The organism is Maribacter sp. 1_2014MBL_MicDiv, assembly GCF_001865655.1.
Lineage (GTDB): Bacteria > Bacteroidota > Bacteroidia > Flavobacteriales > Flavobacteriaceae > Maribacter > Maribacter dokdonensis.
The window spans coordinates 2650289-2667984 of the sequence record NZ_CP011318.1 but is presented as its reverse complement, the minus strand read 5'-3'; the positions used below and the strand labels follow the sequence as shown (position 1 = coordinate 2667984).

12 protein-coding genes and 1 pseudogene are annotated in these 17696 nt (G+C 35.6%); 1 reads left to right on the top strand and 12 read right to left on the bottom strand.

Annotated features, from left to right (window positions below):
- Window positions 1–46: 46 nt before the first annotated feature.
- The 11 genes and pseudogenes from ruvA to ruvB form a co-directional block, all read right to left on the bottom strand.
- Entirely contained in the window at window positions 47–628 is a 582-nt protein-coding gene (ruvA, locus tag YQ22_RS11140) for a Holliday junction branch migration protein RuvA (RefSeq protein WP_071341266.1), read from the bottom strand.
- A 73-nt stretch (window positions 629–701) separates the two neighbouring features.
- Complete coding sequence (locus YQ22_RS11135) at window positions 702–2996, bottom strand: NADP-dependent malic enzyme (protein ID WP_071341265.1); 2295 nt, start codon at window positions 2994–2996, stop codon at window positions 702–704.
- A gap of 118 nt (window positions 2997–3114) precedes the next feature.
- Window positions 3115–4434, bottom strand: coding sequence for an MFS transporter (locus tag YQ22_RS11130; protein ID WP_071341264.1), 1320 nt, complete (start codon window positions 4432–4434; stop codon window positions 3115–3117).
- Window positions 4435–4601: 167 nt separating this feature from the next.
- Window positions 4602–5522: a tRNA epoxyqueuosine(34) reductase QueG gene (queG, locus tag YQ22_RS11125; RefSeq protein WP_071342567.1), complete on the bottom strand. Its 921-nt coding sequence runs from the start codon at window positions 5520–5522 to the stop codon at window positions 4602–4604.
- A 176-nt stretch (window positions 5523–5698) separates the two neighbouring features.
- Window positions 5699–6505, bottom strand: a complete 807-nt coding sequence (locus tag YQ22_RS11120) for a sulfite exporter TauE/SafE family protein (RefSeq protein ID WP_071341263.1) — start codon at window positions 6503–6505, stop codon at window positions 5699–5701.
- 20 nt (window positions 6506–6525) lie between these two features.
- The gene (locus YQ22_RS11115; protein WP_071341262.1) at window positions 6526–6939 is read right to left on the bottom strand and encodes a DsrE family protein; all 414 of its coding nucleotides are present in this window, start codon (window positions 6937–6939) and stop codon (window positions 6526–6528) included.
- Between the two features lie 20 nt (window positions 6940–6959).
- The gene (locus tag YQ22_RS11110) at window positions 6960–7640 is read right to left on the bottom strand and encodes a Tat (twin-arginine translocation) pathway signal sequence containing protein (RefSeq protein ID WP_071341261.1); all 681 of its coding nucleotides are present in this window, start codon (window positions 7638–7640) and stop codon (window positions 6960–6962) included.
- A gap of 6 nt (window positions 7641–7646) precedes the next feature.
- On the bottom strand, window positions 7647–8693 hold the full coding sequence (locus tag YQ22_RS11105) for a c-type cytochrome (RefSeq protein WP_071341260.1): 1047 nt from the start codon (window positions 8691–8693) through the stop codon (window positions 7647–7649).
- A 195-nt stretch (window positions 8694–8888) separates the two neighbouring features.
- Window positions 8889–13055: a hybrid sensor histidine kinase/response regulator transcription factor gene (locus YQ22_RS11100; RefSeq protein WP_083414239.1), complete on the bottom strand. Its 4167-nt coding sequence runs from the start codon at window positions 13053–13055 to the stop codon at window positions 8889–8891.
- 178 nt (window positions 13056–13233) lie between these two features.
- Window positions 13234–13371 (bottom strand): annotated as a pseudogene (locus YQ22_RS19115) (tRNA epoxyqueuosine(34) reductase QueG); the annotation flags it as partial.
- A gap of 2 nt (window positions 13372–13373) precedes the next feature.
- Window positions 13374–14396, bottom strand: coding sequence for a Holliday junction branch migration DNA helicase RuvB (gene ruvB / locus YQ22_RS11095; protein ID WP_071341258.1), 1023 nt, complete (start codon window positions 14394–14396; stop codon window positions 13374–13376).
- Between the two features lie 196 nt (window positions 14397–14592).
- Between ruvB and YQ22_RS11090 the strand changes: the two genes are divergently transcribed.
- Window positions 14593–16857 (top strand): acyl-CoA dehydrogenase family protein, encoded by a 2265-nt coding sequence (locus YQ22_RS11090; protein WP_071341257.1) that lies wholly within the window; start codon window positions 14593–14595, stop codon window positions 16855–16857.
- On the opposite strand, the gene YQ22_RS11085 is transcribed toward YQ22_RS11090, so the two are convergent.
- Entirely contained in the window at window positions 16854–17681 is an 828-nt protein-coding gene (locus YQ22_RS11085) for a GIN domain-containing protein (protein ID WP_071341256.1), read from the bottom strand. The two genes, YQ22_RS11090 and YQ22_RS11085, sit on opposite strands and share 4 nt — an antisense overlap.
- Window positions 17682–17696: the final 15 nt, after the last annotated feature.

The following is a 17696-nucleotide window of genomic DNA, read 5'->3' as shown; positions in this document are numbered from 1 at the left end:
TTAAAAGAAATTTTAAGAAATTTAGTTACCCCGTTTTTCAAACTTATTACAAATTTTTGAGCGCGAGTTTAATTATATTCTCGACACTTAGCGAAGCATCTTGACCTAGCACTTTATCGACAACCCTCTCTGATTGTTTACGTGCGAAGCCTAGAACTTCTAAAGCAGATAACGCTTCATCTTTATTTGTATTGTTTGTACTTACCGAAAGTTCGTCTATATCGTAAACTTTTAAGACCTTATCCCTAAGGTCTAAAATTACACGCTGGGCAGTTTTGGCACCAATACCTTTTACAGCTTGTATTGAAGCAACATCACCATTGGCAATAGCATCCCTTACTTGAGAAGGTGACATTGAAGAAAGCATAGTTCTTGCTATACTTGAGCCAATACCGGAAACCGATAACAACAATCTAAAAATCTCACGCTCTGATTTTTCAACAAAACCGAAGAGTGTGTGAGAATCTTCTTTCACTTGTAGGTGCGTAAATACAGAAATGTTTTCCTGTTCCGGCAACTTTGAAAAAGTATTCAAAGAAATATTTACAAAATAGCCAACCCCACCACATTCAATAATAACATGAGTTGGGTTTTTCTCTACTAATTTTCCTTTTAAGTGGTGTATCATGTTCCTTTAAATTAAAAGGGGAAAAAAGTATGCCTACCTATTTCCCCATTTATGTTTTTCTATTATTAAACTTTTATTTAGATTCTTTTGCCTTTTTTCTTTTTTCTCTTTCTTGAGCATCTATTACGGCCACAGCTGCCATGTTTACAATTTCATCTACACTAGCACCCAGTTGCATAATATGAACTGCCTTTCTTAAACCTACCATTATAGGACCAATTGAATCCGCTCCATTTAACTCTTTCAACAATTTGTAAGTAATGTTCGATGATTCCAAATTAGGAAAGATCAAAGTGTTCACCTTTCTACCGGCAAGCTTAGAAAACGGGAATTTACTTTCATGTAATTCTTTGTTCAAAGCGAAATCTGTTTGAATTTCCCCATCGACTACCAAATTTGGTGCAGTTTCATGAAGAATACGTACAGCTTCTCTCACCTTTGTTGCGTTAGGATGGGTTGAAGAGCCAAAATTGGCATAGCTTAACATTGCCAATACAGGATCAAAACCAAACGTTGACGCTACATTAGCCGTCATTTTTGCAATATCTGCCAATTCTTCGGCATTTGGTTCTATATTAATAGAGGTATCCGCCAAAAATAACGGCCCTCTTTCGGTAATCATAATATTTACCGTAGCTACTTTCTTTACACCGGATGCTCTACCGATAACCTCTAAAATAGGTTTTACTACCGTAGGATAAGCTCTAGAATACCCAGAGACCATACCATCAGCATCACCCTCAAGTACCATCATTGCACCAAAATAGTTACGCTCGCGCATTTTTATCTTCGCACTGTAAAATGTAACCCCGCTTCTTTTTCTACTTTCCCAATACTTGGTAGCATAACGCACATGACGTTCATCAAACTCATCGGACATTGGATCGATTATAGCTATATCAGCATCAAATTCCAACTCCTTTTTAAGTTCCAGAATAATGTCTTTTCTTCCTAAAAGAATAGGTTCGGCAATGCCCTCTTCATGAACAATTTGTGCCGCTTTCAACACATCTAAATGATCCGCTTCGGCAAAAACTATTTTCTTCGCATTACTACGTGCCCTACCATGCAATAGCCTAACCACTTTGTTATCGTTACCAGACCTAAGCATTAATTCCTCTTTATACTTATCCCAATCTGAAATAGGCGCTTTTGCCACACCACTATCCATTGCCGCCTTTGCCACAGCAGGTGGTACCTCATGTATAAGTCGCTGATCAAAAGGTTTTGGTATAATATATTCCCTACCAAATGTTAATCTAGTTTCACCGTATGCAATATTTACCTGTTCTGGTACTGGTTGCTTTGTTAATTCGGCCAAAGCTTTTACCGCAGCCATTTTCATAGCTTCATTAATGGCTGTAGCCCTCACATCTAAAGCTCCACGGAATATAAATGGAAAACCAAGAACATTATTTACTTGGTTAGGATGATCAGATCTTCCCGTTGCCATGATTATATCTTTACGGGTATCTATTGCCAAATCATATGCTATCTCCGGATCAGGATTCGCCATGGCAAAAACAATAGGATTTGGCGCCATAGACTTTAACATTTCAGGAGAAACAATATTAGCTATGGAAAGTCCTATAAAAACATCGGCATCTACCATTGCCTCATCTAGGGTATCTATTTTTCTATCTGTTGCAAATTCTTTCTTCGCTGCCGACAGATTCTCAGCATCTTTTCTAATAACGCCCTTACTATCTAGCATTACAATATTCTCTGCCTTTGCTCCAAAAGCCTTATAAAGCTTTGTACAAGATACTGCCGCTGCGCCGGCACCGCTAATAACTATACGTACCTCTTCTATTTTCTTCTCAGCAATTTCAAGAGCATTCAACAACGCTGCCGCAGAAATAATAGCAGTACCGTGTTGATCATCGTGCATTACAGGAATGTCAAGCTCCTCTTTTAACCTACGCTCTATCTCAAAAGCTTCGGGAGCTTTAATATCTTCAAGATTAATACCGCCAAAAGTTGGGGCAATCATCTTTACCGTTTCAATAAATTTATCAACATCTTCAGTGTCCACCTCAATATCGATACCATCTATATCTGCAAAGATCTTGAACAAAAGACCTTTACCTTCCATAACCGGTTTTGAAGCCTCAGGACCAATATTACCTAATCCCAATACCGCAGTACCATTAGAAATAATAGCTACCAAATTCCCCTTAGAAGTATATTTATAGGCATTATCCTTATTCTTTGCTATTTCTAAACAAGGCTCTGCCACACCTGGCGAGTAAGCCAAAGCAAGATCTCTTTGGGTACTATATGGTTTTGTAGGAACTATTTTAATCTTACCTGGTTGAGGTTTCGCATGGTACACCAATGCTTCCCTTCTTTGCTTCTCCTTGCTCATACGTTCTAATTTAAAAGATCAAATTTAAAGGTATTCTTCAAAAAAGAGTGAATAGTAACAGTATTTATGCAAACAAATTAAATAGTTTTCCTTAGGAAAGAAAAAAGCGGACAATTTTCTACAAATCTATAACCGCAGCCTTACTTCTAACTTTAAGTCTTAGTGCCAAAATACCCGAAATTGCAAAGAAAGCTCCTGCGAACAACATTGCATTAATAGCATTATTTCCAAGTACATATTTATAGATTGGGCCAAATGTCAAAGTTTCTATACCCATGGGTATTACGATCATCATATTCAAAATCCCCATATATACTCCCCTTCTGTCTTGCGGCACCACTTTAGACACCATTGTATATGGTATTCCCATCATTGCCGCCCAACCAATACCAAATAAGACCATTGGCACCAAAACCAATATGGGATCCGTAATAAAAGGTATGGTAAATAATGATAAGGCCGTACCAAACAAGCTCAACGCATATACTTTTTTACCCCCAAATTTTAAGGTCAAAGGCACTAGTGCTAAAGCTACAACCATGGTAACGATATTATAGGTTAAACTCATTTGTGCAGATTGAGATGCTGCCTCACCTGTTGAGTATCCCATGGTCAACTTAAATAATGGCGTAGTATATTGCCAGTAAATAAACAATGCATACCATTGAAATAAATAAACCGCTCCAACCCTCCACATAAATTTGGGCATTCTCTTTATAGCTTCTGCAATTTCTTTGAAAGGAAACATTATCCGATCCATTAAAGGTTTGGCCTTTGCCGCATTTATCTCCTCCAATTCTAAAGAAGACGGAGGAATTTCGGGAGTTTTTAATACCGAATAAAGTATTGTAGTAATTGATAGAATTGCACCAATATAGAACGAGTAATATAACCACGTAGGTATAGTACCCGCCACTTCTACAGACTCGCCACCAAACAAATACTGAAACAGCACTATTGACCCGTTTGCCAAAAGAATACCAGCCCCAACGAAAAGGCTTTGCATTTGGTAGCCTAAACTTAACTGCTTTTCAGGCAGCTTGTCACCCACAAAAGCACGATAAGGCTCCATTGCCATATTGTTACCCACATCTAAAATCCATAAAAGTCCAACCGCAAACCATAATACCGGACTTGTAGGAAATGCAAAAAGGCACAAACTACCCAAAATTGCCCCAATCAAAAAATAGGGTTTTCTTCTACCCCAACGTGCAGACCAAGTTTTATCTGACATGGCTCCAATAATTGGTTGTACGATCAAACCCGTTACAGGCCCAGCGATATTTAAAATTGGCAACATATCTTCTGGTGCGCCTAGATAAAGAAAAATAGGGTTTATTGCTGTTTGCTGTAATCCGAAGCTATATTGAATTCCTAAGAACCCAACATTCATATTGAATATTTGCCAAAAACTAAGACTTGGTTTAGTTATTTTCATTAGGGCTAACGTTTATAATCTACTGGTTCACTTTAACATATTCACATAAAAATCATGTAATAACTCAGAAAAACATAATTTAAAGTAGCAACCAATATAATATAAATAAACCTGTTGCGCATGATTATCTATTGGAAATGCCTACGAAAACGATTGAGGAAATGAAATTATTTTAGAAATTCAATATTTCTAGTAAGTCCGCCGTACTTTGTTCGTTTAACAGCAGATTTTTTGAAGACTTTTTGAAAGACATCCACTGTTATCTCTTCCCAATCCTTTTTGGTCATGCTTAACAACTCTGGATGAGGAATGAACAAAGGCTCATTGTGTGGTTTAGAAAACCGGTTCCAAGGGCAAACATCTTGACAAACATCACAACCAAACATCCAATCATCAAAAGACCCCTTCATTTCATTAGGCAACTCATTTTTTAATTCAATCGTAAAATAAGAAATACACTTACTGCCATCTACCACGTATGGTTCAACTATAGCTTGTGTAGGGCAAGCATCTAAACACGCAGTACAGGTACCACAATGATCGGTAACAGCATGGTCATATTCTAAATCAATATCTACGATCAACTCGGCAATAAAGTAAAAGGAACCAACCTGCTGCGTTAAAAGATTACTGTTCTTACCAACCCAGCCCAAACCACTTTTTGCTGCCCAAGCCTTATCGAGCACTGGAGCAGAATCTACAAAAGCACGGCCATGAACCTCGCCTATTTCTTCAGTTATGAATTCTTGTAATTGCCTAAGTTTGCCTTTTATGATATGATGATAATCTTGACCGTAAGCATATTTTGAGATTTTGTAAGAATCTTCTCGTTGGGTTTTTTCAGGAAAATAATTTAAAAGCAAGGATATGACAGACTTAGACCCTTCCACCAATTTTCTCGGATCTAATCTTTTATCGAAATGGTTTTCCATATAACTCATTTCGCCGTGCATATTGTTGTTGAGCCATTTTTCCAATCTTGGCGCTTCTTCCTCTAAGAAATCCGCTTTAGATATACCACATGATAAAAAACCGAGGCGTTTGGCTTCGGTTTTAATAAGGTTGCTATTCTTTTGTTTTAAGTTCAGGGTCAAATAATTTTAAACTAAATTACGATTATAATTCTAATTCATTTTATCATAGTTATATTAATTACGGTTACCAACCATACTTATATAAGTACGGAGAAAAACACCCTTCTACACAGTTTGCAATTATTTCATCTTTCATTAAAATTTAATATTTATAATTGTTTTCAAATAAACTATGTTTCGAAAAAAACTTCTTTAATCATAATACATAAGGCTATACATATCAAGAACCAACCAAAATATTTCTTCAACTTTTCGCCTTTTATAAATGTTGAGAAATAGCTTCCTAACAGAATACCTAAAACAGAAACCAACGTAAAGCCTAATAGAAAAGACCAGTTAATTTCAACACTAAGAATATCACCCAAGAAACCAATGAGGGACTTTAAAGCTATAATGAACATTGAGGTGACCACTGCATTTTTCATCGGTAAACGTAAACATATTACAAGTGATGGAACAATTATAAAACCTCCACCTATACCTATAACACCTGTTAAAACACCTATCAGCACCCCAGCTATTATCATTATTGGATAGTTATAATACAATTGCTCAAATGGGTTATGATAATCTTTATTACTCTGTATCAGTGAATACCCAGATACCAACATCAAAATAGCCAGTAAAAATAGTATCGCTAAATGTTGTGTTATAACATACCCGAAAAGACTGAATAGTTCCTCTGGAATAATAGGAATTAGAAATTTACGAATTAGAAACACTGCAATAAAAGTTGGAATACCAAAAAATATAACAATCCTAAAATTTATAAGTTTCTTCTTTAAATTACCAAAAGCGCCTATTGTTGCCGAAGTGCCAACAACAAACAAAGAGTAAGCTGTAGTCGTTATCGGACCAATGTGGAAAAAATAAGTAAATATGGGTATTGCCATTAATGAACCTCCACTACCAATCAGTCCCAAAACTACCCCTATAGCCAAGGCACCAAAATATCCTAATATTTGGGTAATTTCCACTTCTGTTAATTATTATTTTTTTACTTACCCTCCTTTATATAGCCCCAGCCTTGCTTTTGCTTAGAAATAATTTCATAGATACCATCAGGAACCGTTCCAACGCCCGGTATTAAATCTTTCTCCGTTTTTTTATTTCGCTTCATCGTGTTTTGACAAACCACGATAGAAATATTATCGTTGTTGATGATTTCGCGAAGAGTTTCTCCTGCAACTGATGAATTTTTATCCACCATTGAATAGGCACTACTATAAACAACCAACTCAAATTCTGAAGTTGGATATGATTCAGACATCAATCTTAAATGCCGCGCTGTAGATCGTTGTACATCGGGACTTCCACTAGTAAGGTCAAATACAACTTTAATAGGTTCCTTTTGGGAAAATAAGTTTAAAGACAGGAAAAAAAATGCTATAATTATTATTATATTTCTCATGTTATTATATTTTTCGTTGATTAATTTCCGGCAAAAATATAGCCACATCCATTCTGCTGCGCTCTACCTAAAGCCCAAACACCAGACGGAACAATCTGTATTTCTGGGTGAACCGCATCTACCCATTCTTGATATACCTTCTTAGCATCTAAATCCATATTTTCTGCGACAGCACCACTGTAAACTGATAGTGCCAAATTACAGACACAGAACATTGCGCCACGCTCTTGCATTTCTTTAATGCCTTGAATTTCAGGCATTGGAAAATCACCATTTTGAGGCTCATAATAAGGATTACGCAAAGCAGCAGCATTGGTAGCATTATCATTTACCCCAAATACTTCACCTAACTTATATTTTTTCCAAACTTCTGATTTCAATGCAAAAGGAATAGCATTATGGCGCAAAACTGTCATGGCCGTTATATCATCGTCTTTTGATCCCGTTTCATTATTACTTAAATAAAAAGCCCAATTCCAAATAATCGGAAATCCGTCATGTGGCGTAGACCCATCATAAACGATGCGATGGGTACCCTTAATCTTATTGAACCAATTATCCACTTCTGCCATTTTTTTATCATCGTAATTTGGCATTGCTGCATATACCGGTCCGGTAATTAATGAGAAGGTGCTTGCCGTGGCCCCCATTAGCACCGCACCCATAAATTTTCTTCTAGAACTCTTGTTTTGTCTTTTCATACTTACTTATTTAGATTTAACAATATTGTATTCACTTTTATAATATTCCATAATCGGTAAAAAAGGTCCGATTTGATGCTGCCGTATTGAAAATGTATCAGCATAAGGAGGGTATGGAGTTGATACCGGCTTTTTTTTGAGATCGGGAAAATCTCTTTCGCGATTTTTTTTGGATGGTCTATCTTGCACATTGATATATCCGGCGACGTCATAAGCCTCTTCATCAGTCAAAATTGGATTCTCGTAGGTAGCGCCATATGGCATGTTTGCTTTAATAAATCTTGCTGCCGTAATTACCCGGGTCATACCTGCACCATCATTATAAGAATCCTTACCCCAAAGCGGTGGGTATTGATATCCATAACCTACTTTCGCTTTTAAGCCTTGACCGTTTTCAGCATGACATAAAACACATTTTGCCTTAAAAACCGCTTTACCCTGTTTAATATCGACCGCCCTGTCGGGAATAACTATTTTCACAAATCCCTGCCCTGAAATTTTTCCATCTTCAGGGGCATACCTGCTAAGCCAATTCATATAAGCCAATAACCCCTTCATTTCCTTACTTTCCATGGGTATAGGTTTTCCATTCATACTGCGCTCCATGCATCCATTTATACGCTCCTCTATTGTGCCTATTTTATTCTCCCTTCCCCTATATTGAGGAAAACGATTTATTATCCCAACTAGTGGAGCGGCGTATGCTTTTGTACCCGACCAGAGATGACAATTATTACAAGACAATTTATTACCTGCATACACATTGTCTTTATTTTTACTACCATTTCCTATATACTTGGAGGTGTTTTGAAAAAGATCATACCCAAATCGTATTAAGTCATTATCTTTTGTATCATCCAATTGAGAAATATCATAACTCATATCGTAATCATTGCTCAAGGAATTTTCAACTCTTTTTTCGATTGTTGGCTTATCTAAACAACTACAGAGCAGTAAAATAGAAATAAAGCTTAGACTCATAAAAAGCTTCAAATACAATGGAGTCTGTACTTGTGCCATACCCCTAAGTTCAGAATTAACAATATCTATCATATAGTCTTATTTAACTTCCACATATTACCCTAAGAGATAATTATTACTTCTGGATACATGCAATTTCAAACAAGAATTAGTGAAGGGCTTTCAGTATACCGGCAAAGTCTGGTAGTATTTATGAAAAGAGAAGTTAGTATAGCACTATTTATGCATAAAGAAAGCTTAAACTAAACGTATAATACTTAATTTCAATTACTTATCAATTGCACTTGGCGCATAACCAAATTCATTCTTAAAAGCGCGGCTAAACCAAGAAGGATCATTAAAACCTACGCTATATGCAATTTCGGAAATAGTCATATCAGTTTCGTAAAGCATTTCTTTTGCTCTATTCAAACGGACAGAGCGTATAAAGACCGCAGTAGATTTATCAGTGATAGTTTTTAGTTTTCTATACGTTTGAGATTCGCTCAATTGCAATTTAAATGCCAATTGTTTTGGACCGAAGTTAGAATTAGCCATCTCTTGTTGTATAATTTCAATGACTTTTTGAATGAATTGAACTCTTGGGTTCTTAGTTTGAGTTTTTAAAAAAACAGCTAAACCATCGCTTTCAAACTTATTGACCATTTTCTTACGTAATGCAATAAGTTGATTTAACCTTATAAACAACTCAGCTTTTTCAAAGGGCTTTACCAAATATGCGTCAGCACCATGTGATAGGCCTACAATACGGTCTTTTTGAGTAGACTTCGCCGTTAACATTATAATTGGTATATGATCTGTACGCTTATCTGATTTTAAAGTTTTACAAACTTCATAACCATCCATTACCGGCATCATGACATCGCAAATTATTATGTCTGGAAGTTCACTTAGAGCTTTCTCAACACCAATCTTACCATTGTCTGCACAAACTGTTTGATATTTGGTTTCAAGCGAATTTATTAAAAAATAAACTACATCTACATTGTCTTCTATAATCAAAGCAATTGGCAAATTACTTTCTTTAAGATATTGTGGCTTTGTATCTTCTTTTAACCCATCGTTTTCAAATACCGGTATTTCAATATCTTTAAATTCTGAGTCCCGTCTTTTAGCGGTGGTGAATATTGGCAAATAAACAGTAAACTCCGTTCCTTTACTCAATTCACTTTTCACTGAAATGTTTCCACCCATCAACTCAATAAAGTTTTTGGTTAACGACAGCCCTATACCAGTGCCTTCACTCGACCTATTAATGGAAGCATCTGCTTGATAAAATCTATTAAAAATATGAGGTAGGTCATCTTTTGATATCCCCATACCATTATCTTTAACTTTTATCAGAAATTGACTAGAGCTATTTTCCGCAGTACTGTTAAGATGTACAATGATTTTATCCCCGTCACCTAAAAATTTGATTGCATTTGATAACAGATTATAAATAATGGTCTGTAATTTGTTTTCATCCACATCTATTATTAAGCTGTCTACTTCTGAGTATACAACTAAATTGACATTTTTTTCAAAAATATACGATTGAAAACTTTCACAGATGTATTTAATAAATGAGATTACATCGGTCTTCACAAGTTGCAATTCTATATTTCCGCTTTCCAACTTAGCAAGCTCTAGCATTTCATTAACTAAATGTAATAGGCTTTTGCCATTACGCGAAATCATCTCAAGAGGTTTATTTACCCTTACAAATTCTTTTTCACCAAGATTTTCCTTTATAGTTTCGGCCATACCCAATATTACTGTCAAAGGAGTTCTAAACTCATGCGTTATATTCGTATAAAGACTATTTTTTAGTTGGTCTATTTCTTTTAGCCTATTACTTTCAGCAAATGCCAACTTTCTAGAAACCTGAAACTTATAGAAAAAATAGGCTAATACTACCGCTAAAATGACGTAAAGCATGTAAGCCCACCAGGTTGACCACCATGGAGGAATTATATGCAACTTCATTATAAGAGGCTCTTGATCCCATTCTACACCCCTTGAAAAACCGTTTACCAGCAACGTATGATTACCCGATGGAAGGTTCAAAAATTGGATTTCCGGATCTTTAAGCATATTCCATTCCTTGTTATTGGGCAATAACTTATACCCATATTCAATCTGCTTGTTTAAACGTAAATCAACAGAAGAAAACTGAAGATAAAATGGGAATTGATTATTATTAAATTTTAACTCTTTAGTCTTTAACAATGATTTCTTTAGGGCACTTTTCGGTGAGCTGTTTGCTTTTATTACTTGATCCTTAATCAGAAAATCAGAAAAATAAAGTGGTTGTGGTGCATCGATACTGGTTAAATCTCGAGGATGAAAATAGGTAAGGCCATCAATACCGCCCAAATAAATAAATCCCTGATCATCCCTAAATCTCGCATGAATATCAAACTCGTTACTCTGAATACCGTCTTGAACCCCATATTGTTTAAACTGGTTGCTTCTTGGGTTAAAATGAACAATGCCAGCAGTGGTACCCAGCCAAAGATTTCCATCAAGGTCATCTTGTACTCCATAGATTATAGCACTTGTAAATTGATTTTGCTCCGTCCACGATTTAAATGTACCATCATGTTGCCACAAATTTAAACCGTAACGTGTTGCTACCCATTTATTGTCTTCGTCATCAACTAAAATATCGTAAACAGAATTATGAGATAATGAATTCTCTAAATCATCATTTCGTGTATAATTTGTAAAAACGGGGTTAGTATAGTTTTTAAAACTCAATTTAGTAAGACCACCCTGAGAACCAATCCAAATGTCCCCTATTCTATCTATGGTAATACATTGTGCAAAATCATTAATAAGAGAATTTGAATTACCCTTCTCATTATTGTATCTATAAATCTTTTCATTTCCATTTGAATCCATCTTCAAACTGAAAATTCCGTGGCCAAATGTAGCTCCCCAAACTACACCAGATGAGTCGAGTGCAATTCCTTTAAGAAAATCATTACTAATAGTATTGGGGTTTCTCTTTACATGCCTAAATATTTTGAACTTAGGATTTTCAATATCAAAAGTCTTTAAATCTATCATACTAAGCCCTCGAGTTGTGGCTATCCAGATTCGCTGATTCGCCTCATCCTTACAAATTTCACGAATTACATTACCCGAAATACTGAAAGGGTCGTTTTGATTTTCTTGAAAAAAATATACATTATCTTCTCGAATAAGGTTCAATCCCCCATCAGAAGTACCAACCCACAGGTCTTTTCCATCTTTTAAAATTGAAAATATCACATTATCGTTTAATACTTGTGAGCCCCTTTTGTTTTTGGAAATATTTTTAAAATAAGGACTTTTAAAATCTAGAAGATTCAAATTGTTTGCTGTACCTACTAATATTTGATTTTCTGAATTTTTCAGCAATGACTGAACAGTATTATTACTTAATCCGTCAGTTTCATTTTCTGAATATTGAATGTTTTGAACTACTTCAAGTGCATATACATCAAACAAAAATAAACCTGACCCAGTACCGACCCAAACTGTGGAATCGTCAGCTTTCAAAAAAGTTACAACATGTCTAGTTGGGCTTCCACCGGATTTATTCAAATTAATTTTTTGTAGTTTTTTTGAATTAGTATCGTACAAGAACATACCGACATCAGTGCCTATAAATAATTTTTCGTTACTTCTAAAAAATGCTTGCACATCGCCTTCCAAAATTTTATCAGATAAAATAGCTGATGAAATACCGGTGTTTAAATCAAATTTATAAACAGTGCCATTATATCCTCCCACCCATAAATTATGGCTGTTATCGAAATAGAGTCCACTTAAAGATGTATTCTTGAGAAAATTCTCTTGGATAAAATGCTCACCATCAGAAGTAATCTTATACAGTCCTGACTTACGTGTAGTTATCCAAACATTCCTTTTTTGGTCTACAACAATATCTAGAATCGTCTCGTTGGGCACAAGGTACTCTAAGTCTATTGAACGAAAAGCATCTAGTTCATGGTCATAAAGATTCAATCCATTTCCAAGTGTACCCACCCAAATATTACCAGATTTGTCTTCCAGCAAACTAGTTACATGATTTCCAGAAATGGAAGCATCGTCAGATTCGTCGTATTTATAAATTTTAAAATTCTTTCCATCAAATCTATTGAGTCCATCTTGAGTTCCAATCCATACAAATCCTAAACTATCTTTTAACAATTCGTTTATTGTGACCTGTGAAATACCATCTTCTAATGAATAATATTTTATACGTACATCATCCTGTGCAAAAAGAAAAGATAATTGGAATAAAAGCGCACTTAATAAAGAAATACACCTTACCGATAATGGATAATAGAAAAATTTGAGAATATTAAATTCAACACTCCAACCCATAATTGCTTCTTTAAAAAATGAAGAAAAAGCATCGGGGATTGCTAGCATATGCGCAATGAACTTCGCAAAATGCATAGAACAATTTACTAAAAGATAACTAGGTAAGAAAACTTATTGAAAAAATTAAATTATTAACCATTTAGGAGGATATTTTTATAAATAGCATTAATAGAAACTCAAACCTCGAAATCTACACTAAAAGTTTTGAATAGAGCTATTTATTTGATAGTTTCAGATACTTAGTTTAACGTTAAAGATTCATGTTAAGCCATTTTTCCAATCTTGGCGCTTCTTCATCTAAGAAATCCGCTTTAGATATACCACATGATAAAAAACCGAGGCGTTTGGCTTCGGTTTTAATACTATTGGTCCATTTAGATTTGATATCTATACTCAAAATAATCCTGGTTGAATTCCACCTTTGATTCTTCCTAAATGTTTATAAGCCATTTCTGTAACTTCACGACCTCTAGGTGTTCTCATAATAAACCCTTGCTGAATTAAAAAGGGTTCATATACTTCTTCAATAGTTTCGGCACTTTCAGACACAGCGGTCGCCAAAGTTGTTATCCCAACAGGACCACCTTTAAACTTATCTATAATGGTCGTAAGAATTTTGTTATCCATTTCATCTAACCCATGTGCATCTACATTCAATGCCTTTAAACTGAATTTAGAAATTTCCATATCAATAGCACCATTACCTTTAATTTCCGCAAAATCTCGTACCCTACGCAAAAGGGCATTACATATTCTAGGAGTACCCCTACTTCTACCGGCAATTTCTATAGCAGCATCTTGAGAAATAGGAACCCGTAAAATTTCCGCACTTCGTTCTACTATAGTGGACAACAGTTCTGTAGAATAATACTGTAACCTACTTTGAATGCCAAACCTAGCTCGCATAGGCGCTGTTAGCAAACCTGAGCGCGTTGTAGCACCAATTAAGGTAAACGGATTCAAATTTATTTGAACAGACCTGGCATTTGGGCCTGTTTCTATCATGATATCTATTTTGTAATCTTCCATTGCGGAATACAAGTATTCTTCTACTATGGGGCTAAGTCTATGTATTTCATCAATGAACAATACATCTCTTTCCTCTAAATTGGTCAACAACCCTGCTAGATCTCCAGGCTTGTCCAATACAGGACCAGAGGTAATCTTGATCCCAACACCAAGTTCATTTGCCAAAATATTTGCCAAGGTTGTTTTACCTAATCCCGGAGGACCGTGAAACAAGGTGTGATCCAATGCTTCACCTCTTCTATTGGCAGCTTCAACAAACACCTTAAGATTTTCGAGCACTTGTTCCTGACCAGTAAAATCATCAAAATTTACAGGTCTCAATGCTCTTTCAATATCAAGCTCCTCATTAGAGAAACCTTCCGCAGATGGGTCTAAATACTCGTTCATACACTAACAAAGATAGACAAACACGCGGTAACTTTGAGCCAAATCATTTTCCTAAATAGGATTTTAACCAAACTAAAAATAACTTAAAAGCAGCCCCATCAAAATGAAGACATACCATCTGTTATATTTAAAATAGAACATAGGTATTGTCTATTCAGATGAATTCAATATCAAGTAAAAATTGTAATTTCATTGTATGACAACAGAAATTTATACCGCATCGGTTTTACAGTACATACCTGTATTTTATATTATTTGGTCAGATGATCTTTTATCTGCATCGGAAATTAACGTGGCAGAAAATGCCATTTCAGAAGATAGTTCACTAACACTTGCCGACAAGAAACTATTAAAATCTTGGTTAGATGTTAATAATCCTCCCAAGTATAGTGTTCTTAAATCTTGGAAACAATTAATTGCCAATAGCGGTGTTAAATTGGTGGAGCACAACACCTATCCTTTAACCGCATTCAGCGAGAAAGTGGCTACACACTATCAAGGGGAAATACCATTTAATGAATGCATAAAAAATATTGAGGTCAATTTGGGCATACAGCCCAATCACTACAACCATCTTTTTGATGTTCAAATTGACCTAGATCCAAAATCGGCACAATATTCAGCAAAGCATATAGACTCCATTTTAAAAGGTGAACATGTCCAAACGATAGACCAATTTAGGTCTACATTAAATGACCCTATTTTTTCTTGGCAGATACGACGAAACAAAGAAGATTTTAGACAGCACGTTCTAGAACAAGTGAAATTTCTAGCACAAAAAGGTTATGGCGCTATGGCATATTCTGAAGACTATGGCGGAACCGATAATATGGAAGGTTACGCTCATATTTTTGAAAATATGATTTGGGCAGACGGAAGTTTAGCCATAAAATTTGGTGTCCAATTCGGTCTATTTGGGGGTAGCATACAAAAACTGGGCACAAAAAAACACCACAACACGTATCTAGCAAATACCGGCAAAGCATCATTGTTAGGATGTTTTGCAATGACGGAAACCGGTCATGGATCCAACGTACGCGGTATTAAAACAACAGCAACTTACAACAAGGAAAAAGATACCATTGTAATACACACACCGGGTAAAAATGACAATAAAGAGTATATAGGCAATGCCTTACACTCACAAATGGCATCTGTTTTTGCCCAATTGATCGTTAACGGAAAAAATGAAGGAGTACACGCCATATTGGTACCATTACGAAATAAAGCCCATGAGATTTTACCAGGCATTACCGTAGAAGACAATGGTTATAAGTTAGGGTTAAATGGTGTAGATAATGGCAAAATATGGTTTGATCAAGTAGAAGTGCCAAAAGAAAATTTGCTAAATAAGTATGGTACTATTCTAGCGAACGGTGAATATTACTCAGAGATAAAAAATCCGAATAAAAGGTTCTTTACCATGCTGGGAACGTTGGTTGGCGGTAGAATTTGCATTGCGAGAGCCGGACTTGGCGGTGCTAAATTTGCTTTGACCGTCGCCATAAAACATGCTTTAAAAAGAAGACAGTTCAATGATAGTGTAAAAATACAGGAAGACCTTTTAATGGATTATCCCTCGCATCAATTACGCTTAACCCCATTAGTTGCCAGTGCCTACGTTTACCATTTTAACTTAGATAAAATGATGGCGTTATATTGTGACGAGTCTCAACCTGACAAAAGAAAAATTGAGACACAAGTTGCTGGTTTGAAATCTATCATAACCTGGTATGCCAATGACACTATACAAGAATGCCGAGAGGCTTGCGGTGGCAAAGGTTATCTTATAGAAAATCGTATTGCAGACTTGAAAGGCGATGTGGATATTTTCACCACTTTTGAAGGCGACAACAATGTGCTATTACAGCTGGCCGCAAAAGGGGTTTTATCAGATTTCAAAGCCGAATTCAATAGCGCAGGATTTTCTACCGTTTTGAAACTTTTAAGCTCACAATTAAGTGATAAACTATCGACCATAAATCCAATGTACTCCAATAAAACCGACAAGGATCATTTATACAATCCTAAATTTCATGTACATGCCCTTGAGTATAGAACAAGAAGATTAACCTATACGCTTGCTATGCGCATTAGAGGATATATTAAAAAAGGAATACCCTCTTATCAAGCGTTCTTAAAGGTGCAGACACATTTAATGACACTTGGTAAGGCTTACAGTGCAGAATTGGCATATAAATCATTCTTAGAGCATACCAACACCATTACGGATCCTGACTATAAAACACTATTTGAAAAAATTGGGACATTGCATGCTTTATATGAAATTAGAAAAGATGCATCATGGTATCTAGAACAAGGCTACCTGGGAGGAACAAAATCAAAAGCGATACGCCAAAGAGTAGAACGACTATGTACCGAACTTAGACCTCATTTAAACACCTTAATAGATGGTTTTGGCATACCAGACCACCTCATGACTGCACCTATTGCCAATTAGTTCTTCTCCTTTTCCAATCTAGAAGTATCTAAAAAATCTAAAATGGTAATCTCTGCATCACCGTATAACTTGGTTCTAGTAGCACCTTTAGAACTAAGTTGTATGGTATTTAAGGCACGAACTTCAACATCAGGTGAATCTTCGGCAATTACCAACACATCATTTGATTGTAAGTTAGAAGCTTTAAGGGCACTATTTCCATATAATTTCGCCATTAAAAAATCTGAAGTTCCTTCAACTTTAGCAGAGGCATTTTTATACATATAAATATTATTGCTTTCACCGGTGGTATATAACTTAACATCTATTCTATCCTTTAAAACGATATTTAAAGAATCACTTGCCAAATTAAAATCACCAGAACTAATTTCCTCCATATTAACATCAATAATATCAGCAGTGGCGTTTAATTCCAATCTTGAAGTGCCAAAAGTCTGCACCCTAAGTTTATCCGTAGAAATAACATCCTTCATACTAATTTTACCGTTCAACATTTTAATACTGTTCAACTCTTGAAAAAAGATGGTTATCTCCAGTTTTCTCTTAGAGGTAATATTATAGAATGAAGAAATTTTTAACACCCCGTTATCCACCTTAAACTTTAGCACATCTACCAGATTGTCATCAAGCTCTAGGGCATAACCTTCATGTGATGCCTTTTGAATAACAATGTCCAAATCATCTGCCAACTCAATTCCATAAAACGGTTCTAGGTCTTCTCTGACCTCAATAACATTCTTATTACCTTTAATTTTAGGCTTACGTTGTGAATAGCTTGTAACCCCAACTATTAATGCTACAAACAGAATGACGAACTTTTTCATATAACTGTATTTTTA